Annotated in this window: 21 protein-coding genes, 2 tRNA genes and 3 rRNA genes; 1 reads left to right on the top strand and 25 read right to left on the bottom strand. The window is 41.5% G+C overall.

Translation table 11 applies throughout. The features are described from left to right. Positions 1–19: 19 nt before the first annotated feature. From NYE32_RS00760 to tig, 8 genes are all read right to left on the bottom strand, one after another. Positions 20–2,560: a bifunctional 2',3'-cyclic-nucleotide 2'-phosphodiesterase/3'-nucleotidase gene (locus NYE32_RS00760; protein ID WP_339157043.1), complete on the bottom strand. Its 2,541-nt coding sequence runs from the start codon at positions 2,558–2,560 to the stop codon at positions 20–22. 165 nt (positions 2,561–2,725) lie between these two features. Next, the gene (locus NYE32_RS00755) at positions 2,726–3,469 is read right to left on the bottom strand and encodes a 16S rRNA (uracil(1498)-N(3))-methyltransferase (RefSeq protein WP_060972341.1); all 744 of its coding nucleotides are present in this window, start codon (positions 3,467–3,469) and stop codon (positions 2,726–2,728) included. Beyond that, positions 3,470–4,423 (bottom strand): 50S ribosomal protein L11 methyltransferase, encoded by a 954-nt coding sequence (gene prmA, locus NYE32_RS00750; RefSeq protein ID WP_048673993.1) that lies wholly within the window; start codon positions 4,421–4,423, stop codon positions 3,470–3,472. Continuing rightward, positions 4,424–4,870, bottom strand: coding sequence for an NUDIX hydrolase (locus NYE32_RS00745; protein WP_037604207.1), 447 nt, complete (start codon positions 4,868–4,870; stop codon positions 4,424–4,426). It abuts the gene before it with no gap. A 15-nt stretch (positions 4,871–4,885) separates the two neighbouring features. Then, the gene (locus tag NYE32_RS00740; RefSeq protein WP_037598883.1) at positions 4,886–5,356 is read right to left on the bottom strand and encodes a DUF3013 family protein; all 471 of its coding nucleotides are present in this window, start codon (positions 5,354–5,356) and stop codon (positions 4,886–4,888) included. A gap of 94 nt (positions 5,357–5,450) precedes the next feature. After that, positions 5,451–7,055 (bottom strand): CTP synthase, encoded by a 1,605-nt coding sequence (locus NYE32_RS00735; RefSeq protein ID WP_002889723.1) that lies wholly within the window; start codon positions 7,053–7,055, stop codon positions 5,451–5,453. Between the two features lie 252 nt (positions 7,056–7,307). Continuing rightward, positions 7,308–7,883, bottom strand: a complete 576-nt coding sequence (gene rpoE / locus NYE32_RS00730; protein ID WP_002885605.1) for a DNA-directed RNA polymerase subunit delta — start codon at positions 7,881–7,883, stop codon at positions 7,308–7,310. Between the two features lie 157 nt (positions 7,884–8,040). Next, a complete protein-coding gene (tig, locus tag NYE32_RS00725; RefSeq protein ID WP_339157042.1) occupies positions 8,041–9,324 on the bottom strand; it encodes a trigger factor in 1,284 nt (427 codons plus the stop codon). Positions 9,325–9,466: 142 nt separating this feature from the next. Here tig and NYE32_RS00720 point away from each other — a divergent pair, with 142 nt between their 5' ends. Beyond that, a complete protein-coding gene (locus NYE32_RS00720; protein WP_175057371.1) occupies positions 9,467–10,309 on the top strand; it encodes a mechanosensitive ion channel family protein in 843 nt (280 codons plus the stop codon). A 112-nt stretch (positions 10,310–10,421) separates the two neighbouring features. On the opposite strand, the gene NYE32_RS00715 is transcribed toward NYE32_RS00720, so the two are convergent. The 17 genes from NYE32_RS00715 to NYE32_RS00635 form a co-directional block, all read right to left on the bottom strand. Then, positions 10,422–10,919, bottom strand: coding sequence for a sigma-70 family RNA polymerase sigma factor (locus NYE32_RS00715; protein ID WP_175057370.1), 498 nt, complete (start codon positions 10,917–10,919; stop codon positions 10,422–10,424). A 532-nt stretch (positions 10,920–11,451) separates the two neighbouring features. Then, positions 11,452–11,525, bottom strand: a tRNA-Asn gene (locus NYE32_RS00710). A 5-nt stretch (positions 11,526–11,530) separates the two neighbouring features. Then, positions 11,531–11,646: ribosomal RNA gene (rrf, locus tag NYE32_RS00705) — 5S ribosomal RNA — on the bottom strand. 83 nt (positions 11,647–11,729) lie between these two features. Further along, a 23S ribosomal RNA gene (locus NYE32_RS00700) occupies positions 11,730–14,629 on the bottom strand. Positions 14,630–14,775: 146 nt separating this feature from the next. Next, positions 14,776–14,848: transfer RNA gene (locus NYE32_RS00695), tRNA-Ala, on the bottom strand. 54 nt (positions 14,849–14,902) lie between these two features. Then, a 16S ribosomal RNA gene (locus tag NYE32_RS00690) occupies positions 14,903–16,450 on the bottom strand. The 16S, 23S and 5S rRNA genes sit together here with 2 tRNA genes alongside, the layout of an rRNA operon. Positions 16,451–16,829: 379 nt before the next feature. Further along, positions 16,830–17,303, bottom strand: coding sequence for an ECF transporter S component (locus tag NYE32_RS00685; RefSeq protein ID WP_339157041.1), 474 nt, complete (start codon positions 17,301–17,303; stop codon positions 16,830–16,832). Next, positions 17,293–18,054: a bifunctional hydroxymethylpyrimidine kinase/phosphomethylpyrimidine kinase gene (locus NYE32_RS00680; protein ID WP_339157040.1), complete on the bottom strand. Its 762-nt coding sequence runs from the start codon at positions 18,052–18,054 to the stop codon at positions 17,293–17,295. The genes NYE32_RS00685 and NYE32_RS00680 overlap by 11 nt, the downstream gene beginning before the upstream one ends. Further along, entirely contained in the window at positions 18,047–18,793 is a 747-nt protein-coding gene (gene truA, locus NYE32_RS00675; protein WP_339157039.1) for a tRNA pseudouridine(38-40) synthase TruA, read from the bottom strand. The genes NYE32_RS00680 and truA overlap by 8 nt, the downstream gene beginning before the upstream one ends. A gap of 106 nt (positions 18,794–18,899) precedes the next feature. Beyond that, entirely contained in the window at positions 18,900–20,033 is a 1,134-nt protein-coding gene (gene dnaJ, locus NYE32_RS00670) for a molecular chaperone DnaJ (protein ID WP_155214101.1), read from the bottom strand. A 233-nt stretch (positions 20,034–20,266) separates the two neighbouring features. Further along, a complete protein-coding gene (locus NYE32_RS00665) occupies positions 20,267–20,485 on the bottom strand; it encodes a hypothetical protein (protein ID WP_014633690.1) in 219 nt (72 codons plus the stop codon). A gap of 143 nt (positions 20,486–20,628) precedes the next feature. Further along, complete coding sequence (gene dnaK, locus NYE32_RS00660) at positions 20,629–22,452, bottom strand: molecular chaperone DnaK (protein ID WP_002886397.1); 1,824 nt, start codon at positions 22,450–22,452, stop codon at positions 20,629–20,631. 84 nt (positions 22,453–22,536) lie between these two features. Next, the gene (gene grpE / locus NYE32_RS00655; protein ID WP_037598025.1) at positions 22,537–23,061 is read right to left on the bottom strand and encodes a nucleotide exchange factor GrpE; all 525 of its coding nucleotides are present in this window, start codon (positions 23,059–23,061) and stop codon (positions 22,537–22,539) included. Between the two features lie 38 nt (positions 23,062–23,099). Beyond that, the gene (hrcA, locus tag NYE32_RS00650; protein WP_104020589.1) at positions 23,100–24,134 is read right to left on the bottom strand and encodes a heat-inducible transcriptional repressor HrcA; all 1,035 of its coding nucleotides are present in this window, start codon (positions 24,132–24,134) and stop codon (positions 23,100–23,102) included. Positions 24,135–24,324: 190 nt separating this feature from the next. Then, positions 24,325–24,909, bottom strand: coding sequence for a glucosaminidase domain-containing protein (locus NYE32_RS00645; RefSeq protein WP_201710021.1), 585 nt, complete (start codon positions 24,907–24,909; stop codon positions 24,325–24,327). Further along, on the bottom strand, positions 24,906–25,703 hold the full coding sequence (locus tag NYE32_RS00640; protein ID WP_201710020.1) for a M15 family metallopeptidase: 798 nt from the start codon (positions 25,701–25,703) through the stop codon (positions 24,906–24,908). Before NYE32_RS00640 ends, NYE32_RS00645 begins: the two co-directional genes overlap by 4 nt. Next, positions 25,690–26,394, bottom strand: a complete 705-nt coding sequence (locus NYE32_RS00635) for a histidine phosphatase family protein (RefSeq protein WP_201710019.1) — start codon at positions 26,392–26,394, stop codon at positions 25,690–25,692. The genes NYE32_RS00640 and NYE32_RS00635 overlap by 14 nt, the downstream gene beginning before the upstream one ends. Positions 26,395–26,499: the final 105 nt, after the last annotated feature.

Raw genomic sequence — 26,499 nt, 5'->3', positions numbered from 1 at the left:
TAGGGGCTTTTTCCTTTGCTTAATTTTTTTCGTGTTTTTTGATTCCAAAGAATCCAGCCAAGGTCATAAGAACCATACCAGCTAAAATTGCTGACATAGATTCGTCTGAACCAGTGTTTGGCAAGGTCTTAACTGAACTTGAACCTTGAGCTTCTTGTTCTTGAGCTTGAGGTAAGATAACGACTTGAGCGTTTGACAATTGGATAGCTGAAGCAGATTTAGCCATGCTAGCAACTGCAGTAGCATTTGGTTTCACATGCTTAGTTTGGTCTGCCATCTCAACACCTTTTGGTGACTTCTCCGATTCTTTCTTAGTCGTATCCTCAACTTGATTTGCCTTTTCCTTAACAACCAAGCGGTACTCTGCAAATCCTGCTTGTGTTGATGGTCCTACATAACTAATGGCATCCTGACCAGCAAGGTGGGCACGTGCATTGTCAGATGAGGCAAAACGGATATCTGCATTCGTAATATTAGGAACGAAACTCCAATTTCCATCAGCAGTTGGGTTAATCGTTTTCTCACTAACGATATAATCAATGATTGCCTGACGATTCTCAAGATTGAGGAGACGTTTTTCTGCAGCATCCTTAACACCAGGGAAGTTACCAGTCGCACGATAGTTGTTAGTCATGACAAGGAAAGTCTGATTCAAATCAATGGGTTTACCTTGATAAGTCAAGTCACGAACACGACTAGCATCTGGGTTAACCAACTTACCTTCACGATCGTATTTGTTAGGTTGTGTCAAATCAAACTTATAAGTCAACCCATCAATCACATCGTAATTGTATGAGCGATAGCTACTATTAATGAGTTGTTGTGGCTCTTTGCTATTAGGATCAATTTGATTGAACTGTCCTGCAGACATTTCCAACCATTCTTTTATTTGTGCACCAGTCACCTTGAGTAGGGCAGTAACATTGTCGTAGAGGTAGAGGTCCGCGACATTCTTAATGGCTAATGGTCCTGCTGGAATATCGGTATAGTAGGTCGCATCCCCACGAGTCCCCGCCTTGAAAGGTGCTGCAGCTGAGAGGAGTGGAAGATTCGCATCTGCTGTTCCAGCTACTTGTTTTTTAGCATACCATAGTTGTGCATTATTAACGATTTGAATAGATGGATCGTCCTGAACCTGAGCAAAGTAGCTAGTGATTGGTGCAGTAGTCTCACCAACTTCCTTACGAACATAGTTGATTGTTCCATTATGGTCATGAGCAGCCATATTAATTAAATCCTTGTCCGCAACATCTGACTTAGTATCAATCTTTTCAAGCTTGGCCTTACTGTTAACAACTTTCCATTTACCATCCGTGTAAGTCAATTTGACATCCATGATGCCTAGATGATCTCCGAATTTACCAGCCATAACCACAGGTTTCCCATTGATGAGACCATTGACATCATCTACACCAGGGTATTTCGCATAAAAACTTGTACCATCCCCATTTGGGAAATCCGCATGAGAATGCCCTGTCGCAACAGCATCAACACCTTCGATACCAGCAATTTGGTAACCTTCATTTTCCTCATTCTTAGTGTATTCATTGTCACCAATACCAGAGTGAGCAGCAACAAGGATAAAGTCAGCTCCTGCAGCCTTCATCTTAGGAACGATAGCCTTAACAGCCTCCATTGGATCGTCAACAGTTACCTTACCTTCAAGATTGGCCTTATCCCAAACCAAAATCTGTGTTGGAAGGACACCTGTAATACCGATTTTTAGCGTTACCTGTTTGCCATCTGTATCAGTAAAGGTCTTGTTAACAATCTTATAAGGGTTGTAATAGTAGTCACCTGTCTGAGCATTACGCACATTGGCATTGATAATGTTAATCTTAGCAGCCTTAACCATACGATCCAAAAATTCTAGACCATAGTTAAACTCGTGGTTTCCAAGTGTTTCGGCATCGTAGCCCAGCATCTCAAAGGCTTTGTACATAGGGTGAGTCTCACCTTGGGCAACAGGGTCAATCAAAGCCTTATAAGTCCCAAAAGGAGTTCCCTGAATCGTATCCCCACTGTCCACTAAGACCGTATTGGGATTAGTTTCACGGGCTTTTTTGATAAGGACAGCAGTTTTAGACAAACCAACTGTTTGAGACGGCTTATCTTGATAATAATCATAGTTAACCAAGTTGGTATGAAGGTCTGTTGTTGACAAAATCTGCATATCAACGGTCTGCCCCTCATGAGCAGGCTCTGTAACAGTTTCAGCCTGTACTGGCACCGCTGGTGTCACCTGATTGGCATTCGTCAAAACAGCACTGGCTTCTTGACTTGATTGGGCCGTCGAGGTATTAGCTGATGACTCTGCAGATGCATTTGTCGCTACTGTTGTTGATGTAGGAGATACAGTCTCTGTTCCTCCTTGAACAGCTGTTCCCGCAGTTCCTTGTACTGATACGGTAGCAGCTCCACTATCTGTCACAGTTTCTGTAGAAGTAGTTGGTACTGGTGCCGTTGCCTCATCAGCTTGACCTAGGACTTGTGGCACAGTCAAAAGAGCAAAAAGGCCCAAAACCACGGCAGATTGAGTCACATAACGATTCGTTTTCATTAAAAATCTTCCCCTTTTATAAAGATAGTACAATTATATTAAATCTAAATAAGATTATCAACTTTTTTAGAAATGCTCGATTTGTCATACAAAACTAATGGCACGATGCAATCTTAGCTTAAAAGTGTCAAATACAAAAAAAGTTGGAACAAGGCCAACTTTCTCTTACTTATTCAATTCCAAGGCATAACTGACACTACTCAAAGCGTAGAGAGGAGCGGTTTCCGTCCGCATAATGCGCGGTCCAAGGCCAATTTTAACGCCACCAGCTTCTTCAAATGCATCAATCTCAGACGGAGAAATACCACCTTCTGGTCCAAAGATAAAGAGAATTTTCTGACCATTCTCTACCTGAGCCAACTCACGAGCTAGAGTAGCCAACTCACCTGCTTTGGCTGTTTCCTCATAGGCGATAAAAATCTTATCAAAATTATCTAATTCTGATAGAAATTCCCCTTTTTTCTCGAACAATCTGACTTCTGGCACACGATTACGCTTGGATTGTTCTGCAGCTCCTAGAGCAATTTTGGCAAGCTTATCTTCCTTCTTGGCTAGCTTCTTACCATCCCACTTAACCACAGACCAGTCGGCAGGGAAGGCCCAAATAGCCTGAGCTCCAAGCTCTGTTGCCTTTTGTGTCACCAACTCCAGTTTATCTCCCTTGGGAAAACCTGAGGCAATGGTTACAGATACAGGCATCTCGACATTATCAGTTAAATCTTCAATCACTTCAAAGACGTGATTCTCACGGTCAGTCACACGCGCAAGACGCTTGATACCATCTTCAAAAACCAAGACAACCTGATCATCCTCTGTTAAACGCATAACGTTAAACATATGCTTCACAGTATCCTTGTCTTTGATAATTACTGGATTTTCAACCTGCCCCTTTATAAAATACTGTTGCATTTAGCCTCCAATCACACCTGAAATATCATCTGTCTTCTTGAAGACACAGGCATTCCACTCTCCCTGAACCATGTGAGTTTCTAGGAAGAAACCAGCTTTCTCAGCCGATTCACGCACCATATCCCATTTTTCAGAGATAATCCCTGACATAATCAAATAACCTTCATCCTTAACCAAACGGTCGGCATCTTCTGTCAGGTGGATGAGAATATCCGCCAGAATATTAGCCACGATAACATCAGCTTCTTGCGTCACGCCCTTCAAAAGATCTCCCGCAGCAACATGAATATTTTCCATACCAGGATTCATATCAATGTTTTCCTGTGCCACTCGAACCGCTACATCGTCAAGGTCATAAGCGTAGATTTCCTTGGCACCAAGCAGAGAGCTAGCAATCGAGAGGACTCCTGAACCAGTCCCCACATCAATCACCGTCTCACCACCACGAAGCACCTGCTCCAAGGCAAAGAGGCTCATCTTAGTTGTTGGATGTGTTCCTGTCCCAAAGGCCATACCAGGATCCAACTTAATGACCTTTTCCCCCTCTGATGCCTCATAATCCGTCCATGACGGTACGATAGTCAGGTCATGGGTAATGCGAGCTGGTTCATAGTATTTTTTCCAATTCTCAGCCCAATCTTCTTCAACCAATTCTTGAGTAGCTAAGTGAATATCTCCAGTTTCAAGACCAAAATCTGTCAACTCAGCCAAACGCTCATTGACCTGCTTAGTAATGGCCTCGATATCTGCTGACTCTGGATAATAAGCCGTAATTTTAACCGTTTCAACCTGCTCAACCTCAGGATAAAGTTCCCCAAAACGGTCCGCATTTTCCAAATAATCTGCACTATCATCAATAGCCACACCCTGGCTCCCAGACTCAATTAAAATATTAGAAGCCGCTTCTTCGACCTCACGATTAACTTCAATCGTTAATTCTTGCCATTTGTCCATTTATTTCTCTGTTTCCTTTCCTACTAAATAGTCTTTAAAGCGTTCCTGCAACTGGGCAATGACACCTTCTGCTTTTATAAAATCCTCTACAGGCATTAGTTTAAATTCCTGTCCCTCGTCACCAAAACGAATCTCACGATACTGCTCTTGGCTAATTTGGCCAACCACAAAGACAGCTGACCTATCTTTATCCAACATACTAGGATAGATTTTCGACCAAATAATCGATTCCTCTTTCAAAGTCAAGCCCAGCTCCTCCCAGACCTCACGTTGAAGACATTCAAGAGGCGTTTCTTGACCTTCTCTTCCACCACCTGGCAACTCCCATGTATTTGGCCAAGGAATATCTGGTTTATTATCTCTGAGAATGACCAAAATACTTTGCTCTACGAGTAAGGCAGCCTTAACACCTGTAAAATCGAACTGATCTTTTAAATAAGCATCCATCCCTTTTCGCTCCCTTTAATACCTTGGATAAGCAAAAAATTCCTTCTCTTCAAGTTGAGCTTTCCCTTTTTCGAAAGCTTCTTTGTCCCAAACCAAACCGAATTCCTCAGGTCCATCATCAGATAGAAAATCCATCAAGTCACTCAATCCTTCTGTTGCCACCTCATTCAAGGTCTCCGCAAAATAGGACAAAAACTCACGAGATAGACCTTTCTTAGGTTCATATGGAATTGTCACTAGGTAGTCCTCTTCATCAAAACGTGATTTTGCTGGATTGTAAAAGAGCACGTAATCCTCAAAAATGACATCTTCATCAGACACTTCACCCTTATCATCAATAGTCTCGACATTGCTACTGTTTTGCGCTTCCAGGATAAACGTTACTTCCACAGCATGATTCTTTTTATCCCAGTCCATAGCAAAATCATAGTCCAAGTGCTTATCCAGTTCTTCTTCTAATACTGACAAAAAGCCAAATTTAGCCATTTGTTTTCCTCGTTCTTTCTTATTATTCCCTTTATTTTAGCATAAAAGGAACTAATAAAAAACAGAGTAGGCTATCCCACTCTGTCTTAGATAATTATTTAGCATTTTCAACTGCTGCTGTCACAAAGGCACTGTAAAGTTCTTCCGCATGGTTTGGACGGCTATGATATTCTGGGTGGTATTGCGCTGCCACAAAGAATTTCTTGTCTGGGAGTTCTACAACTTCCATCAAACGATTATCTGGTGACACACCTGAGAATACAAAGCCCTCAGCCTCAAACTGTTCACGGAACTTAGTATTAAATTCATAACGGTGACGGTGACGACGTTGAACAACTTCTTGGTTGCCATAAGCTGCAGCTGCCTTAGAACCTGGTTTCAACTTACATGGGTAAAGACCAAGACGAAGAGTACCACCCATGTCTTCAATGTCAATTTGATCACGCATAATATCGATAATTGGATATTTTGTGTTTGGATCAAGCTCAGCTGAATTAGCGCCATCCAAGTGAAGAATGTGGCGAGCAAACTCAATACATGTCAATTGCATACCGAGACAGACACCCAACATTGGCACATCATTCTCACGTGCATAACGAATAGCTTGAATCTTACCTTCAGTACCACGTTGACCGAAACCACCAGGAACAATAATACCATCAGCATCAGCCAAACGAGAAGCAACATTTTCAGCAGTCAAATCATTAGCATTGACCCAGTCAATATCAATGGCAGTATCATTTGCCAAACCTGAGTGTTTAAGTGCCTCAACTACTGACAAGTAAGCATCGTGAAGCTCCACATACTTACCAACAAGAGCAATTTTAGTTGTTTTCTTAAGGTTAAGCACCTTATCAACCATAGCAGACCACTCTGTCATATCTGCAGCTGGAGCATCCAGTTTCAAATGATCACAAACGATTTGATCCATACCTTGAGCCTGCATATTAAGTGGCACTTGATAGATATGTTCCACGTCGAGTGATTCGATAACAGCCTCAGGTGCAACATCACAGAACTGAGCTAATTTATTCTTGATTCCTTGACCAGCAGGTTGTTCTGTACGAATAACCAACATATTTGGTTGGATACCCAAACCACGCAATTCCTTAACAGAGTGTTGCGTTGGCTTTGTCTTCATTTCACCAGCAGCCTTCAAATAAGGAAGAAGCGTTGTGTGGATATACATAACGTTGTCAGAGCCCACATCAGCCTTCATTTGACGAAGAGCTTCAAGGAATGGAAGACTTTCAATATCACCAACCGTACCACCAACTTCAGTGATAATGACATCTGAATCAGTTGTTGTCGCTGCGCGCTTAATCTTGTCTTTCAAAGCATCTGTGATATGCGGAATCACCTGAACAGTCGCACCAAGATACTCTCCTTTACGTTCCTTACGCAAAACTTCGCTATAAATCTTACCAGTAGTCACGTTAGAGTATTTATTAAGATTGATATCAATAAAACGTTCGTAGTGACCAAGGTCAAGGTCAGTTTCAGTACCATCATCAGTGACATAAACTTCACCGTGTTGGTAAGGACTCATTGTTCCTGGGTCAATATTGATGTAAGGATCAAATTTTTGAATCGTAACCTTAAGACCACGGTTCTTAAGCAAACGCCCAAGACTTGCAGCTACAATCCCTTTACCAATTGAAGATACCACACCACCAGTGACGAAAATATATTTTGTCATGTTAACTCCTTATAATATAATTCAAAACAACTACAGATAGCAGATTGGTTACCCACTCAGATAATCACGATAGCCCTTTCCTAGTACCTGATGGGAGCAGTACAAAGTACCTCACCTTAGACAAGTCCAGTAAATGACTAAAAACAAAAATGACCCCCAAGAGTTTTACTCTGGGAGCCTTAATCATGACCTCTTCAAAAGAGGTGCCCGATAAATAGTCTAAACTATCCAAGACCATTTGTCAATGAAAACTTAGTCGTTTGACTCGTCCTCATAGTCATCGTCATCATCTTCTTCTGACAACTCAACATCATCCAAATCATCATCTGGAATAATTTCATTCAACTCAGAGTCATAAGATTCCACTTCGGCTTTCTCATCATCTTCGCTATCGTCGTCATATTCAAGACTATCAGAATCAGGTGTAAAGTTCTCGTCTTCTGGATCATCGTCATTATAATCGATGGCATCTTCATCACCATCCATGAAGGCATTAACTTTCTTGTTCTTACGTTTTGGTGCATTTTCATCAGTATCTTCCAATGTGATGACCTCTTCATCGATTTCATCAATTGCATACCATGAACGCAAGCCCCATTTGTTATCACCTAGTGGAATGAAACTTCCATCCGTATTCAAATCTGAATAAAAGAATGGCAAAGCATTGCGGATATCAGCATCCGATTTTTCTAAGTAATTTTGAATTTCATTGACCAAATCATTGAAATACATTTCATTATCACGACCACGTGTTTCTAAGATAGCACGGGCCACTTCAATCATTGATAATTCACTTTTTTCTTGTCCAGCAAATACGTCTAGTTCCAAAGTGGTTCTCCTTCATTCTTACTCAAGCTAGTTTCTATCAGAAATAGCTCAGCAATCAATTTTTCGCTACCTTTTATTTTACGCTAAAAAGAGTCAATAGTCAAAGCATTTATAGAAGAAAAAATCAAGTCTCAATAGAAACTTGATTTTAGTCATATTATTTAACTTTTGCTGTGCTTGTGATAACTTCAACAGCTTTCTTCATAGTGATATCGTGTTTAAGCATTTCAGATGAAAGAAGTGCAGAAACTTGTGATACTTCCATGTTGTACTCAGCTGCAAGATCATTGATTTCTTTTTGGATTTCTTCTTCTGTAGCGTCGAATCCTTCAGCAGCAGCAACAGCTTCGATAACAAGGTTAGTTTTCACACGTTTGTCAGCGTCAGCTTCATATTGTTTGTGAAGATCTTCTTGAGTTGTACCAGTGATTTGGAAGTACATTTCAGGAGAGATACCTTGACGTTGCATGTTACCCATGAATTCGTTCATAGCACGGTGAACTTCGTCTTCAACCATTTCTGCTGGCAATTCAACGATTTCAGCGTTTTCAACAGCCAAATCAAGTGCAGCACCTTCAACAGCGTCATCAAATGCGATTTCTTTAGCTGCTTCAAGTTCTTTACGGTATTTAGCTTTCAACTCGTCAAGAGTTTCAACTTCATCGTCAAGATCTTTAGCCAACTCATCATCAAGAGCTGGAACTTCTTTAGCTTTAACTTCGTTAACTTTAGTAACAAATACAGCAGCTTTACCTGCAAGGTCAGCAGCTTGATAGTCTTCTGGGAAAGTTACTTTAACTTCTACTTCATCACCAGCTTTTGCTCCAACCAATTGGTCTTCGAAACCTGGGATAAATTGACCTGAACCAAGTTCAAGAGAGTGGTTTTCACCTTTACCACCATCAAATTCAACACCGTCTACTGAACCAACAAAGTCGATAACAACAGTGTCGCCATTTTCAGCTGCACCTTCTTTAACAACCAATTCAGCCAAGTTTTTGCGTTCGTTTTCAAGCTTAGCATCAACTTCTTCATCAGTAACTTCTTTAGAAGCATCAACTGAAACTTCAAGATCTTTATATGCACCAAGTTTTACTTCAGGTTTTGTAACAACTTCTGCAGTAAGTGTCCAATCTTGACCTTTTTCAATTGATTTTACATCAATTTTTGGTTGTGCAACAACATCAAGACCAAGTTCAGCAATCGCTGCTTCATAAGCTGCTGGAAGAATTGCATTCAAAGCATCGTCGTAAAGAGCTTCTTCACCAAATTTTTGGTTAAATACGGCACGAGGCATGTGTCCTTTACGGAAGCCTGGAGCGTTCAAATTCTTTTTAACCTTGTTAAATGCTTGATCCAAAGCTGGTTGAATTTTATCTTGACCGATAGTGAATGTCACCACACCACGGTTAGTGGCTGTGTTTTCAAATGATACAGACATGTAGTCATTCTCCTTAAAATTTTTTATAGATACAGTTTAGTTTACCATATTTCAAAGCCTTTTAAAAGTTTTTTTATCCAATTTAATCACAAGAAAATCGTTAGAAACTGCTACTTTATCAAAATTTTGATAAACTAGAGCTATGAATATTTTACAAAGATACATCCAACAATTTAATTTTGAAGAGACCCTAATGGTACTCATTACGAAAGGGATTAAACTCCTTATTCTCCTCATCATCTTTCTTCTTAGTAAGAAGATTATCAACTTCCTTTTTAAACATACAGTGGGACGCTCTCTAGCTTGGACAATTCAAACACCTGCTCGACAAAAAACCATTGAACGATTACTACACAATTGCATGAACTACGTGCTATACTTCTTCCTTATTTACTGTCTTCTTAGTATCCTTGGGGTCCCAGTATCTAGCCTCCTTGCTGGGGCAGGACTTGCTGGAGTTGCTCTTGGTCTAGGAGCTCAGGGCTTCCTATCTGATGTCGTTAATGGTTTTTTCATATTGTTAGAAAACCAATTTGAAGTCGGTGACGCAGTTGAAGTAGGAGCCGTTACAGGCCTTGTTTCAACCGTAGGTATTCGAACTACTCAAATTCGAGGATTTGATGGAACCCTCCATTTTATACCTAACAGAAATATCACAATTGTATCCAACAAATCTCGAGGGGACATGAGAGCTCAAATTGATATCCCAGTCTATCCGTCAACCGATATCAATAAAGTGACAAGCATCATACAAGAAGTAAATCGAGAAAACATTGAAAACTATCCTCAAATCTGTGGAGCTCCAAATATCATTGGATTAAGCACAACTCCTTCTGGACAACTAGTATTTCGTATTGATATTTTTACGAAAAATGGACAACAAACTCATATCTATGCTGATTTCTTAAAACTTTACCAAGAAGCTCTAATCAAAGAAAACATTGAACTTCCAAGATTCATTGGAAACCCAATAGCAGTAAAATAAATTCTTTACACTACATTAAAAACACTTCAAAAGATAGATAATAGAAATCTACTTTCGAAGTGTTTTTTATGACTTTTACTCAATAATACTAGACTAGAATCTATATTCAAAATTAATCTTCTTCATTATAAGGATCAAAATCTACCATCCAAAATTTTAACTCCCTGATCATCTTTTTTCGACCTCTAAAACATTCTCCAGCTAGCAGACGGTCTAACTTAGTAGCATCTTCCGAAGACAACTGATTACGGAAAGCATTAAGCTGCTCATCATAAACAAGCCTATCTACCGCATCTAACTCTTTATTCGGAAGACAAAAAGCAATATCTGAAATTTCGATATAACATTGTCTATTAGCTTGTCGTTTTACAGACTCCTGTCTTCTAACCTCATCATTCAACCTATTCCTAAACTTAGTTTTGAAATAACGTCGAAGCTTATCATCATCAGACGCTAACTCAGGAAACTTTTTTAAAAGCTGATAAAGTGTCATCATTGCTTCCTGCTCCATATCAGCTTGGTCCCAAAGTTGGATGAAATATTGTCTACTAGCCTTAAGTACAATCGGCCTTACAACTTCATATGCATGAACAAAAACTTCTTGTTCCATTAAACCTCCTATAAATAGATAAAATATTTGTAATTAAAATAATTACGAAATCTATTATAAGAGATACATAAGAAATAAAATAGAGACATATATGTCACTATAAAAATGATAGGCTCTATAATTTCTGAAGTGGGTAAAACCACTGTAGAGATTATAGAGCTTTTTGAGTATACACAAAAATTCCCATAAGAACTATAATGAAAAGTGACCAAACCATCATTAGAGCTTATAAGATTTATTAAGAATACCACAGAATTAATCGGAAATAGAGAGTAAAATATTAAGGTTTCACTTGTTTTTGAAACTGTCACTCATATCCAAATTTAAACAAAACTAGATTACCCTATATCACTATATCCTCTCTAGATATTAGCTTTTCGTCACTCACTACAGTTGATAAACAGATCAGTCAAAACCACCCGTGAGAACGGGTGGCTTGCTCTTCGGCTAAAAGCTTTTCGAAACCACTAGTACAGCTAGTGGTTTTCGTAAAATAAAAAAGCTAGACCTAGGTCTAGCAATGAGAATTATACTCCGCCAGTAGGACTCGAACCTACGACATCATGATTAACAGTCATGCGCTACTACCAACTGAGCTATGGCGGATAAACGCTAAGCGACTACCGTATCTAACAGGGGGCAACCCCCAACTACATCAGGCGTACTAGGGCTTAACTTCTGTGTTCGGCATGGGAACAGGTGTATCTCCTAGGCTATCGTCACTTAACTCTGAGTATTCTCAACTCAAAATTGAATATCTATACTGTATCAAGAAACCAAATCGTTGTCAATATGTCTCAGTTACTTTCTTTGGATAAGTCCTCGAGCTATTAGTATTAGTCCGCTACATGTGTCACCACACTTCCACTTCTAACCTATCAACCTGATCATCTCTCAGGGCTCTTACTGATATAAAATCATGGGAAATCTCATCTTGAGGTGGGCTTCACACTTAGATGCTTTCAGCGTTTATCCCTTCCCTACATAGCTACCCAGCGATGCTCTTGGCAGAACAACTGGTACACCAGCGGTAAGTCCACTCTGGTCCTCTCGTACTAGGAGCAGATCCTCTCAAATTTCCTACGCCCGCGACGGATAGGGACCGAACTGTCTCACGACGTTCTGAACCCAGCTCGCGTGCCGCTTTAATGGGCGAACAGCCCAACCCTTGGGACCGACTACAGCCCCAGGATGCGACGAGCCGACATCGAGGTGCCAAACCTCCCCGTCGATGTGAACTCTTGGGGGAGATAAGCCTGTTATCCCCAGGGTAGCTTTTATCCGTTGAGCGATGGCCCTTCCATGCGGAACCACCGGATCACTAAGCCCGACTTTCGTCCCTGCTCGAGTTGTAGCTCTCGCAGTCAAGCTCCCTTATACCTTTACACTCTGCGAATGATTTCCAACCATTCTGAGGGAACCTTTGGGCGCCTCCGTTACCTTTTAGGAGGCGACCGCCCCAGTCAAACTGCCCGTCAGACACTGTCTCCGATAGGGATAACCTATCTGGGTTAGAGTAGCCATAACACAAGGGTAGTATCCCAACAACGCCTCACTCGAAACTGGCGTCCCGAGGTCATAGGCTCCTACCTATCCTGTACATGTGGTACAGATACTCAATATCAAACTGCAGTAAAGCTCCATGGGGTCTTTCCGTCCTGTCGCGGGTAACCTGCATCTTCACAGGTACTAAAATTTCACCGAGTCTCTCGTTGAGACAGTGCCCAAATCATTACGCCTTTCGTGCGGGTCGGAACTTACCCGACAAGGAATTTCGCTACCTTAGGACCGTTATAGTTACGGCCGCCGTTTACTGGGGCTTCAATTCATACCTTCGCTATTGCTAAGCACTCCTCTTAACCTTCCAGCACCGGGCAGGCGTCACCCCCTATACATCATCTTACGATTTAGCAGAGAGCTGTGTTTTTGATAAACAGTTGCTTGGGCCTATTCACTGCGGCTGACCATAAGTCAGCGCCCCTTCTCCCGAAGTTACGGGGCCATTTTGCCGAGTTCCTTAACGAGAGTTCTCTCGCTCACCTGAGGCTACTCGCCTCGACTACCTGTGTCGGTTTGCGGTACGGGTAGAGTATAATTAACGCTAGAAGCTTTTCTCGGCAGTGTGACATCACTAACTTCGCTACTAAACTTCGCTCCCCATCACAGCTCAATGTTATAGATATAAGCATTTGACTCATATCACACCTCACTGCTTGGCCAGACACTTCCAATCGTCTGGTTTAGTTAGCCTACTGCGTCCCTCCATCACTATATACTCTAGTACAGGAATATCAACCTGTTGTCCATCGGATACACCTTTCGGTCTCTCCTTAGGTCCCGACTAACCCAGGGCGGACGAGCCTTCCCCTGGAAACCTTAGTCTTACGGTGGACAGGATTCTCACCTGTCTTTCGCTACTCATACCGGCATTCTCACTTCTATGCGCTCCAGCACTCCTCACGGTACACCTTCTTCGCACATAGAACGCTCTCCTACCATACCTATAAAGGTATCCACAGCTTCGGTAATATGTTTTAGCCCCGGTACATTTTCGGCGCAGGGTCACTCGACTAGTGAGCTATTACGCACTCTTTGAATGAATAGCTGCTTCTAAGCTAACATCCTAGTTGTCTGTGCAACCCCACATCCTTTTCCACTTAACATATATTTTGGGACCTTAGCTGGTGGTCTGGGCTGTTTCCCTTTCGACTACGGATCTTAGCACTCGCAGTCTGACTGCCGATTATATCTCGTTGGCATTCGGAGTTTATCTGAGATTGGTAATCCGGGATGGACCCCTCACCCAAACAGTGCTCTACCTCCAAGAGACTTAACATCGACGCTAGCCCTAAAGCTATTTCGGAGAGAACCAGCTATCTCCAAGTTCGTTTGGAATTTCTCCGCTACCCACAAGTCATCCAAGCACTTTTCAACGTGCCCTGGTTCGGTCCTCCAGTGAGTTTTACCTCACCTTCAACCTGCTCATGGGTAGGTCACATGGTTTCGGGTCTACGACATGATACTAATGCGCCCTATTAAGACTCGGTTTCCCTACGGCTCCGTCTCTTCAACTTAACCTCGCATCATATCGTAACTCGCCGGTTCATTCTACAAAAGGCACGCTCTCACCCATTAACGGGCTCGAACTTGTTGTAGGCACACGGTTTCAGGTTCTATTTCACTCCCCTCCCGGGGTGCTTTTCACCTTTCCCTCACGGTACTGGTTCACTATCGGTCACTAGAGAGTATTTAGGGTTGGGAGATGGTCCTCCCAGATTCCGACGAGATTTCTCGTGTCTCGCCGTACTCAGGATACTGCTAGGTATAAAGACTATTTCGAATACGAGGCTATTACTCTCTTTGGCCTACCTTCCCAGGTAGTTCTTCTATAATCTTTAAGTCCACGTTGCAGTCCTACAACCCCGAAGAGTAAACTCTTCGGTTTGCCCTCTTGCCGTTTCGCTCGCCGCTACTAAGGCAATCGCTTTTGCTTTCTCTTCCTGCAGCTACTTAGATGTTTCAGTTCACTGCGTCTTCCTCTACATTACCTTAACAGTAATGAGTGACAGGCATTACCTGCCGGGTTCCCCCATTCGGACATCTCTGGATCATTGCTCACTTACAGCTCCCCAAAGCATTTCGTCGTTAGTCACGTCCTTCATCGGCTTCTAGTGCCAAGGCATCCACCGTGCGCCCTTATTAACTTAACCTTATTTTGGTCTTTCGACCTAACTCATTAAATATTCACAGCGTTTCGGTTTATTTTCTTGTTACTATCTATATGTAATTAATTACATATGGAATTTGATATAGATATTCAATTTTCAATGGACAATACTTGAATCTTTCGATTCAATGGAGCCTAGCGGGATCGAACCGCTGACCTCCTGCGTGCAAAGCAGGCGCTCTCCCAGCTGAGCTAAGGCCCCACAAGACCTCTCAAAACTAAATAAGAAACTCAAGTACATTCCGTTTTTCCTTAGAAAGGAGGTGATCCAGCCGCACCTTCCGATACGGCTACCTTGTTACGACTTCACCCCAATCATCTATCCCACCTTAGGCGGCTGGCTCCAAAAGGTTACCTCACCGACTTCGGGTGTTACAAACTCTCGTGGTGTGACGGGCGGTGTGTACAAGGCCCGGGAACGTATTCACCGCGGCGTGCTGATCCGCGATTACTAGCGATTCCGACTTCATGTAGGCGAGTTGCAGCCTACAATCCGAACTGAGATTGGCTTTAAGAGATTAGCTTGCCGTCACCGACTCGCAACTCGTTGTACCAACCATTGTAGCACGTGTGTAGCCCAGGTCATAAGGGGCATGATGATTTGACGTCATCCCCACCTTCCTCCGGTTTATTACCGGCAGTCTCGCTAGAGTGCCCAACTGAATGATGGCAACTAACAATAGGGGTTGCGCTCGTTGCGGGACTTAACCCAACATCTCACGACACGAGCTGACGACAACCATGCACCACCTGTCACCGATGTACCGAAGTAACTTTCTATCTCTAGAAATAGCATCGGGATGTCAAGACCTGGTAAGGTTCTTCGCGTTGCTTCGAATTAAACCACATGCTCCACCGCTTGTGCGGGCCCCCGTCAATTCCTTTGAGTTTCAACCTTGCGGTCGTACTCCCCAGGCGGAGTGCTTAATGCGTTAGCTGCGGCACTGAATCCCGGAAAGGATCCAACACCTAGCACTCATCGTTTACGGCGTGGACTACCAGGGTATCTAATCCTGTTCGCTCCCCACGCTTTCGAGCCTCAGCGTCAGTTACAGACCAGAGAGCCGCTTTCGCCACCGGTGTTCCTCCATATATCTACGCATTTCACCGCTACACATGGAATTCCACTCTCCCCTTCTGCACTCAAGTTTGACAGTTTCCAAAGCGAACTATGGTTGAGCCACAGCCTTTAACTTCAGACTTATCAAACCGCCTGCGCTCGCTTTACGCCCAATAAATCCGGACAACGCTCGGGACCTACGTATTACCGCGGCTGCTGGCACGTAGTTAGCCGTCCCTTTCTGGTAAGCTACCGTCACAGTGTGAACTTTCCACTCTCACACTCGTTCTTGACTTACAACAGAGCTTTACGATCCGAAAACCTTCTTCACTCACGCGGCGTTGCTCGGTCAGGGTTGCCCCCATTGCCGAAGATTCCCTACTGCTGCCTCCCGTAGGAGTCTGGGCCGTGTCTCAGTCCCAGTGTGGCCGATCACCCTCTCAGGTCGGCTATGTATCGTCGCCTAGGTGAGCCGTTACCTCACCTACTAGCTAATACAACGCAGGTCCATCTTGTAGTGGAGCAATTGCCCCTTTCAAATAAATGACATGTGTCATCCATTGTTATGCGGTATTAGCTATCGTTTCCAATAGTTATCCCCCGCTACAAGGCAGGTTACCTACGCGTTACTCACCCGTTCGCAACTCATCCAAGAAGAGCAAGCTCCTCTCTTCAGCGTTCTACTTGCATGTATTAGGCACGCCGCCAGCGTTCGTCCTGAGCCAGGATCAAACTCTCATTAAAAATTTAATAATTGTTCGAGCGTTAACTCATTACCGTCATCTGACGATTTATTCTTGTAAATTGACAGGTTATAATTTCTTCTATCATAACCCTGCACTTGGTTTCTTATTCAGTTCTCAAAGGTCTTTGTCTCTCTTAAGACAACTCCTATATTCTAGCAAATCTAGAATAACTTGTCAACACTTTTTTGAAGTTTTTTTACTTCTCGTGTTCGCCGCCTCTTCCGAAACAGCTTATTTATAATATCATCTCTGACTTGTCTTGTCAACAACTTTTTTAAAAGTTTTGGAACCTTTTCAAGTTTGTGGCAAGTCTGTTAAGACAACTTTTATATCTTAACACCCAATTTAGTTATTGTCAATAGGGTTTAGTAATGTTATTAACCTTTTTTGGACTGAACTTTTTTGAATCCTTGATACAATACCCATCCAACAACTACGCCAAGAGCATTCTGGCAGAAATTAGGAATCACTTCTGCGATTGAAGCTCCTGTTCCATACATAAATACTGAAGCAAGTGCATAGCCACCCACCATCACAACTGCTGCAATCAGAAGGCCTAGGATACGATAGTTCCCTTTAAAGCCAGCAAAATAACCTTGTGCACCATGTATTAACAAACTGATAAACATCCATTGCGGAGCAGATGATAGCAAATCTATCAGAAAAGCAGACAATCCGCCCACAACTGCCCCTTCTTTCTTCCCAAGATAAAAGGCTGTGAAGTAGATTCCTGCATCTACCAAAGTTAAAAGTCCTGTTGGAGTCGGAATTTTAGCTACGAATCCAAAGGTCACTGATAAAGCCGTTAAGATAGCTAATAATGTTAGCTCTTTTGTTTTCTTATTTTGCATATTGAACTACTCCAAATTCATTTGATTGTTTAATTGATTCATAAACAAAGGCTTTAGCATTTGCTACAGCTTCCGTTTCTGAACATCCTTTAACTAATTCACTAGCTATACTTGAAGCAAATGTACATCCTGCACCGGTATTATTTTTGTCTAGCACAGCTTCTTCAAACAATTTGTAGTCTGTTCCATCATAAAAGACATCTATCGCTTTAGTACTATCCAAGCGGTTTCCACCCTTAACAACGACAGTCTTAGCTCCTAATTCATTGAGATAGCTAGCCGCATACTTCATGTCATCAAGAGTCTTGACCTTTCTATCTATAAGCAGTTCGACTTCAGGTAAGTTCGGAGTGATAACCGTGATATAAGGGAAAAATTTAACCAATTCATCACGTAGTTGAGAAACTTCAACGTCATGAGTCTCCTTACATACTAAAACGGGATCCAAGACAATTGGAATATCAGAATGATTTTTAACAAAATCCAACGTTAATTCTGCGATTTCAACGTTAGGCAACAAACCAATTTTAATTGCTGAGAAGGGGACATCTTTTAGTGAATCAAGTTGTTGTTTAAAAACATTAGTATCAACCGGAATGACCTCAAAACCATTCTCAGTCATAGCTGTTAGACAGGTAAGAGCCACAAATCCATGCTGTTTATTTGTGGTAAATGTCGCTAAATCTGCATGAAGTCCGCCACCACTAAAAATATCATTCCCTGAAATCGCTAAAATCAATTCATTACTCATATCGTATCTCCTTTAAATACAAACCATTACCAGCTGCCGTTGGTCCTGCAAGATTACGGTCACGACTTTCTAACACTGTCTTAACTTGCGAAACAGGCATGCGACCATTGCCAATCTTCAACAAGGTGCCAACCATATTTCTAACTTGCTTATAGAGAAAACCATTACCAGAAAAAGTAAAGATATAAAATCCAGTTTTCTCATCGATAGATACACTAGCCTGTGTAATTGTACGTTCTTTATTTTCTACAGAAGTTCCTGAAGCTGTGAAGCCTGTAAAATCATGTGTACCGACCAAATCCTTAGCAGCCTCCTGCATATGTGCTAAACTTAGAGGGTAGGGATAGTGGGTCGCATAATTACGCATCATGGGGTTCTTAGGTCGCCCTGCATCTACTAGGAACTCATAAGTTTTACTGTGTTTGTTGTATCGCGCATGGAATTCCTCCGATACAAGTTCGATACTAACAACATCAATATCATCTGGACATTGCGTATCTAAACCGAAACGCAACTTCTCTAGATTTCGCTCTTGGGGCAAATCAAAGTGAATAACTTGTCCATAGGCATGAACACCTGCATCTGTCCGACCCGCCCCATGAACGGTGACAGGTGTACCGCTATTTAACCGTAAGAGAGTCTTTTCAAGCTCTTCTTGAATAGAACGTGCATTTGGTTGTCTTTGAAAACCTGAGAAAAGTGTACCATCATAGGAAATTGTCGCTTTGTATCTAACCATAGAATTATCATATCAGATTTTTTCAAGGATAAAAAGTAGGTCGATCACCAACTGACCCCATACAGGTTTTTGTCATAAAGAAAAAGACGCATTAAGCGTCCTTCCTTTATAAATCTTCTAAAGCATCCTTTACCTTATTGAAGAAACCTTTTTTCTGTGGTGCGATTTTTTCATCACCACTTGCTTTGGCAAATGCAAGGAGAGCTTCTTTTTGAGCATCATTTAGCTTCGTAGGAGTTACAATCTTAACTGTAACGTGTTGATCTCCTTGTGAACCTCCACGAAGACGTGGAGCACCCTTTCCTTTTAGACGGAAAGTTTTGCCTGTTTGAGTTCCTGCTGGGATGGTCATCTCAACATTTCCGTGAACCGTTGGTACTTCGACAGTGTCACCAAGGGCTGCTTGGACAAAGGAAATATTAAGTGTATAGTAAATTGTTGATCCATCACGCGTAAATTTATCGCTTGGATTAACATTGATGATTACAAAGAGGTCTCCATAAGGACCACCATTGAAACCAGCTTCACCTTGACCAGCAAGACGGATTTGTTGACCTGTTTCAACACCTGCTGGAATCTTGACAGATACTTTGTGGCTTTGTTTTTCATGTCCTGTTCCATGACAAGTTTGACATGGCTCTTTAATTTCTTGACCTGTTCCATGACAAATATCACAGGTTACTTGACGACGCATCATACCAAGTGGTGTTTGCGTATCAACATTGATAACCCCTTGACCATGACAGCGACCACAAGTTACAGGGCTTGTTCCAGGTTTTGCACCAGATCCTGAACATGTCTTACATGTCGCTTCACGATTATAGTGCACTTCTTTTTCGGCACCAAAAATCGCCTCTTCGAAGCTTAGGTTGACACGGTACTGAAGATCATCACCTTGACGTGGAGCATTAGGGTTACGAGTAGCACTACCACCAAAGAAGCTAGAGAAGATATCCTCAAAACCTCCAAAGCCTGCACCACCATCGAAGCCTCCAAAGCCTCCTTGACCACCAAAACCATTCGCACCATCTGGTCCGTATTGGTCATAGGCTGCACGTTTTTGGTCGTCACTTAAAGTTTCGTAGGCCTCTTGGACCTCTTTATATTTTTCTTCCGCACCTGGTTCTTTATTAATGTCTGGGTGGTATTTTTTAGACATCTTACGATAGGCACGTTTAATTTCATCTTGAGAGGCATCCTTAGATACCCCAAGACGATCGTAATATTCGGTATTGTTCATACAAGATACTAAGAGCGAACAGAAAGCGACTGAAATTTAGGAAACCGACAAGAAATCATGATTTCTTAGGAGGTTTGTCTAATTTCCTAGCTTTCCACTCGTGTTCAATTTCTCGAACACTCTTTGTTCCTTTCTATTTTATATTTGTTACGATACGAAGTAAAACTATATCTTATATTCACTTCACTTATTTTAGCGAAAAACAGAGGCTGGTTTGCAACCTCTGCTATTACTTATAGGTAGTTTCTCAACCATTCAGGCATCGCCTCATCATCAATATCCCAAGAATCAACCACATGTTCGTCTTCTTCCCATGTGTTTTCATGTCCATCAAAAAATTTATGGCGAGAACATTTGTATTTAACTACCGTTTCATTCTCTAAGCGATATTCATTCCAGTAGTAGCTCTTACCGTGGCCTTTCCACTCATTAGTTGTATAAATCGTAGTCATAAAATCAATCCTCAAAACATCTCAATTATTTATTTCTAATAAGTCTCTTCTCTACAGGTGTTGGTAACATCTATAGGAATCTTGAACTTATCTAATGAATCGATAGCATTAAATATATTAATATCGTGGCCTATCACATTCTCTTATTTTTCAGTAAACTCTCCGTCTACGACATCGTCGCCTGAGTTATCTGCTGTTTGTGCACCTTCTGCTCCTGCTTGAGCTTGTTGTGCTGCTGCAGCTTGTTCGTAAAGTTTAACTGCAAGAGCTTGAGCTTTTTCGTTAAGAGCTTCCAATTTAGCCTTCATGTCATCAAGATTGCCTGATTCTTGAGCTTTCTTAAGGTCATCAAGGGCTGATTGAGCAGCATCACGTTCTGTGTCGAAGCCTTTACCTTCTGTTTCTTTGATTGTCTTTTCAGTTGCAAAGATAGCTTGGTCAACTTCGTTACGAAGATCTACTTCTTCTTTACGTTTTGCATCTGCTTCAGCATTTGCTTCAGCATCTTTCATCATCTTTTCAATTTCTTCGTCTGTCAAACCAGAGTTAGATTGGATGACAATTGTTTGTTCTTTTTGAGTTCCAAGATCTTTAGCTTTAACAGATACGATACCGTTCTTATCAATATCGAAAGTAACTTCGATTTGTGGGATACCACGAGGTGCAGCTGGGATATCAGTCAATTGGAAACGTCCAAGAGTCTTGTTATCTGCTGCCATTGGGCGTTCCCCTTGAAGAACGTGGATATCAACGGCTGGTTGGTTGTCTGCTGCAGTTGAGAAGACTTGTGACTTAGATGTTGGAATTGTAGTGTTGCGGTCGATGAGTTTTGTGAACACTCCACCCATTGTTTCGATACCAAGTGACAATGGAGTTACATCAAGAAGGACAACGTCTTTGACATCACCAGTAATAACACCACCTTGGATAGCAGCACCCATAGCAACTACTTCATCAGGGTTAACTGATTTATTTGGTTCTTTACCAGTTTCAGCTTTAACAGCTTCTACAACGGCAGGAATACGAGTTGAACCACCGACAAGGATGACTTCGTCAATATCTGACAAGCTCAAACCTGCATCTGAAAGGGCTTGACGAACTGGAGTTTTCGTACGTTCTACAAGATCACGAGTCAAATCATCGAATTTCGCACGAGTCAATGTCATTTCCAAGTGAAGAGGTCCAGCCTCACCAGCAGTGATGAATGGCAAGCTGATTTGTGTTGATGTGACACCAGAAAGGTCTTTCTTAGCTTTTTCAGCTGCGTCTTTCAAACGTTGAAGAGCCATCTTGTCTGTTGACAAGTCGATACCATTTTCTTTCTTGAATTCTTCAACCATGTGGTCGATGATTTTTTGGTCAAAGTCATCACCACCGAGTTTGTTATCCCCTGCAGTTGCCAATACATCAAAGACACCATCACCAAGTTCAAGGATAGATACGTCGAATGTACCACCACCAAGGTCGAATACCAAGATTTTTTCTTCTTTATCAGTCTTATCCAAACCATAAGCAAGGGCTGCTGCTGTTGGTTCGTTGACGATACGTTCTACTTCAAGACCAGCAATTTTACCAGCGTCTTTAGTTGCTTGACGTTGAGCATCGTTGAAGTAAGCAGGAACTGTAATAACAGCTTTGGTTACTTTTTCACCAAGGTAATCTTCAGCATAACCTTTCAAGTATTGAAGAATCATTGCTGAAATTTCTTGTGGTGTGTATTCTTTACCGTTTGCAGAAACTTTTTCAGAAGTACCCATCTTAGATTTGATAGAGATGATTGTATCTGGGTTTGTTACTGCTTGACGTTTTGCAGCGTCACCAACGATGATTTCACCATTTTTGAATGACACAACAGATGGAGTTGTGCGGTTACCTTCTGGGTTTGCGATAATTTTTGATTCAGTTCCTTCAAGAACTGCTACTGCTGAGTTTGTTGTACCTAAGTCAATACCAATGATTTTAGACATATGTTTTTCCCCTTTTTACTTAATTTCTATTTTGCTTTTTTATCTTTCATTCATAGTTTTCTGTCATTTCGGACAAGTTTTCAATTAATTATATACAACTACCATAGCTGGGCGTAAGACGCGTTCGTGGAGTTTATACCCTTTTTGGAAAACTTGTGCAATCGTATCTGCTGGATGTTCATCATCTGCAGGCATTGTTTGAATAGCCATGTGGAAGTTATGATCGAAATCACCATCTGCTGGAATTTCTTCAATCCCTTCCTCTTTAAGAGCATGCACTAAACTTTCTTGCACCATTTCCAAACCTTTTTTGACATCATCAGTCAAGCCCTCAACGGCAAGAGCACGTTCAAGGTTATCAAGTGATGGCAAAATTGCTTTTGCCAAATCTTGGCTACGATACTTTTGTAATTGTTGACGTTCTTCATTAGAACGGCGCTGAATGTTTTGCATTTCTGCATGAGCACGAAGGTATTTGTTTTCAAATTCTTCGGCACGCGCTTGGGCTTCTTCAAGTTCAGAAGGTTCGCTTACTTCCTCTACAACTTCTTCAGTTGTCTCAGTAGCTTCCTCTTCTTTCACTTCTTCTTTTTTAATATCTTCAGTCAAGGCATACACCTCTTTCTATACTTTTTAAATGTTATATCTTAGCTAACTTCATAATGGTTACTATTGAGGTAACGGTAATAATCCGTCAACTTCATAACCAAAACTCTACTAATAACATTGACCAAACTAACCATGCGACGATAATCCATTTCAACTGGGCCAATCACATGCATGAGCGCCATCCCACGATAAGGAATCAGGAATTTATGACTCATAACTGTGACATTTTCAAGCGCTTCTTCAGTTGATTCTGCAACCGAAATCTTGGTCACTTCATCATCGGAGATAGCTGATCGAAGCTCAAGTGCCACATGTTGTGGATTGTCCAAAAATTGATAGGTTTTTAAGTCGGCATAAGTCAGTGATGCAACCTTACCTTCGATGAAAATCAATTCCTTAAAAAGTTGTGAAAAGATATAATCAAACAAATCTAGAACATTATCTGTTATCTTGAAATACTTTTGCACAATCTGAGGAATCTCAGTTCTCAATCGGTAATGGATATCTAAGACAGTGTTTCCCAAAAAACGTTCTTGAACAAGCTTATGAAGAATTTCCAAATCACTAGACAAGAAATTTTTTGGAATAGCAAACTGAACTGTCACAGGCTTAGATTCATCTAGAGTAAGAACCGCTAAAGCGTCGTGATTGGATAGATGAACAATATCAAATCCAGTCAGACGTTGTCGTGTCGGTTCCACATCTTGAATCACTGCTGTGCATCCTGTCATTTCTGCCAGCAGCTTTGCCGCTGCATCCAAGATATCTTCAAGTTTGAAAGCTTCAAAGTCGAAAGCTTTAACCACTTGATAAACATCTTGTTCATCAATCGCATCAAGATTTAAAGAATTAGCGACGAAATACTGGAAACCTGCTCGGCTTGGCATACGCCCACTAGAAGTATGAGCTTTTTCAAGATAGCCCATCTTTTCTAGCTTGGCCATGTCATTACGAATGGTCGCTGAACTCGAATCAATTGATTCTTGTAATGCTTTAGAACCAACCGGTTCATGTGTACGAGTGAACATCTCAACTATCAAATTCAAAATAGTGTTTTGCCTTTGCGTAATCACGATGTCACCTCATTTCTATTTGTTAGCACTCTAATACATCGACTGCTAACTTATGATTCTATTATACACCTAAACTTGAACATGTCAACCCAAAAAACCAAAAAAATTAGCACTCTTTTTGAGAGAGTGCTAAAAATACATCTCAAGAACTAGAGAAGCAAAAAAAGAGCACCTCCGAGGTACTCTAATCTTATCGATCATATTTTGACAAATGATCGGTCTCAATAATAGATATGAGGTGTTTGGCGTAACCTGGATCACTGCTAAAACCCGCAGCTTGTAGTTTTTCTGCCGCAACTTTATAACTAGTCGTTCCCGCCACCTCTTTATAGGTCGACTCGCCCCACGTTCCTTGGCGAAGTTCTTCTAAATAAGTCATCATAGAACTTGACCAATCCTTAAAAACTGCAAAATCCACCTTTTGGTATTGCCATTTACCTTTACTGTAGATACTATCCTTTAAACGAATACGTTCTTGACCTGGCTGAGCAGGGAGACTGTAAATGTTATGATATTTAACAGATAAAAGACTGCTACCATAATTCGACTCATATGCAGCTTGACTAAGGAGAATAGACGCAGGTACACCATAGTTTTTAGACATCTTTTGAGCTGTTGGAGCTAAGGTCTCAATAAACTCTTGCTGCGTGTAAGCAACCTTTACCGAACGAGCATTATCATCTGTAGAGGCATGAAGAATCAAAGGTAAGACAATACCTAAAGCGAAAACAGCAACTAAGGTTATGAAGGCTTTTAGTTTAAAACGTCGTCTCACTTAGTTTTCTCCTTTAATAATGCCAAATATTCCTCCAAAGTAAGATTATGTTCAGTCATATACTCTGCTGACTCTTTACCAACATAGCGGAAATGCCAATCCTCGTAGCCTACACCTGTTGACGATGTTTTACCATCTGGAAAACGAAGAACAAAGCCATATTTCGGCGCTAACTCTTTAACTTTAGCTACTGTATCTGGATCTGCTTCATTTAAGCTATCTACAGTACTCATATCAATCGCAAGACCCGTCTGGTGTTCACTCGCTCCTGGTGGTTGTGAATAGGTTTGAACCTTTTTCTCCGCCTGAGACTCCGTCAAACTTGGGTCAGCAGCCATTTCCTGCTGAACATAACTGTTATAAAGTTCTGTCTGATAAGCAACACTACGATAACCTGATATCAAGTGGTAACTTGGATCAATTTCTTGAGCAGCCGCTAAAAACTCCTTAACATTCTTAGCAATTCTTGCATCTACAGAAACACCATCGACATCAGCAATCTCAGGATTAAGTTCTTTAGACTTATTATCTCGATTTACCAAAAGCAATTCCCAGTCTTTAGGCGATACATCAGGTAGTCCCTTTGTATCCTTGCTTCGAGTCGCATCGGTAGCTTGCTTACTACTTTTTATTACCGACGATCCATTGGTTTGTTGAACCGTACGACTGACACCAAATACAGAATAAAGTCCTGCTGCAACTAAAAGGACTGCAATCAAGACACTACTGATAATCAAAAACCAGTTGGTTTGCTTTTTCGCCTGACGGCGACTTGGATAGTTATTTTTTACCATTTTCTTTTTCTATTATCTCTCGCCCAACCTGACGATAAGTCATATCGCCAAGTGCTTCTAATGTAAATTTACCATTTTCATAAGCAACAACAGTAACCGAACCGTTGTCCAATGAAGGATGCTCGACAGAAGGATCAATTAACCAAGCAAAGGTTGCAATGGTCATACCGTGACTAACAACGATAGCATTACCACCACCAGACCTCTCAAGATCCTCAGCAATAGCTGTAAACCCTTCTAAAATACGTTTTCTGAGCACTTCCCAAGACTCTGCCCAACCAGCCGTATCCACATCAAGGATACCTTGTGCAAGTTCAGGATAAGTTACCTCATGTAACTCCTTACCTTGAAAAGCATCTGTTCTCGGTAGCACACCGTAGAAAAGTTCACCATCATAGCCACCATCTAAACTACCAAAACACCACTCACGAATACGTTTGTCACGTTTATAGGGAATAGTTTCTAAACCCGTCTCACGCAAAATGATATCCATAGTTTGAATCGTTCGACCTGAATCACTAGAATATGCAGCTTTAAAAGGAATACCTGCTGCTTTCAGACCTACCCCTAATTCACGAATACCTTCTTCACCGAATGGGGTCAATGGGCTATCAGACCAACCTTGTGCACGACCAATGGTGTTAAACATGGTTTTGCCGTGTCTTGCAATATACAACTTAACCTTACTCATAGTGCCCCTTCTTTCCGTCATTTTTGAATTCATTATAGCACAAATCCCCTCGACTATCTAGCCAGCGAGACCATCAGAAAATGCCTTACCAATTGGCAAAGCATT

Source organism: Streptococcus sp. FSL R7-0248 (assembly GCF_037967965.1).
Lineage (GTDB): Bacteria > Bacillota > Bacilli > Lactobacillales > Streptococcaceae > Streptococcus.
Note: the sequence above shows the minus strand (reverse complement) of the source record. Positions and strands in the feature narration are given on the sequence as shown.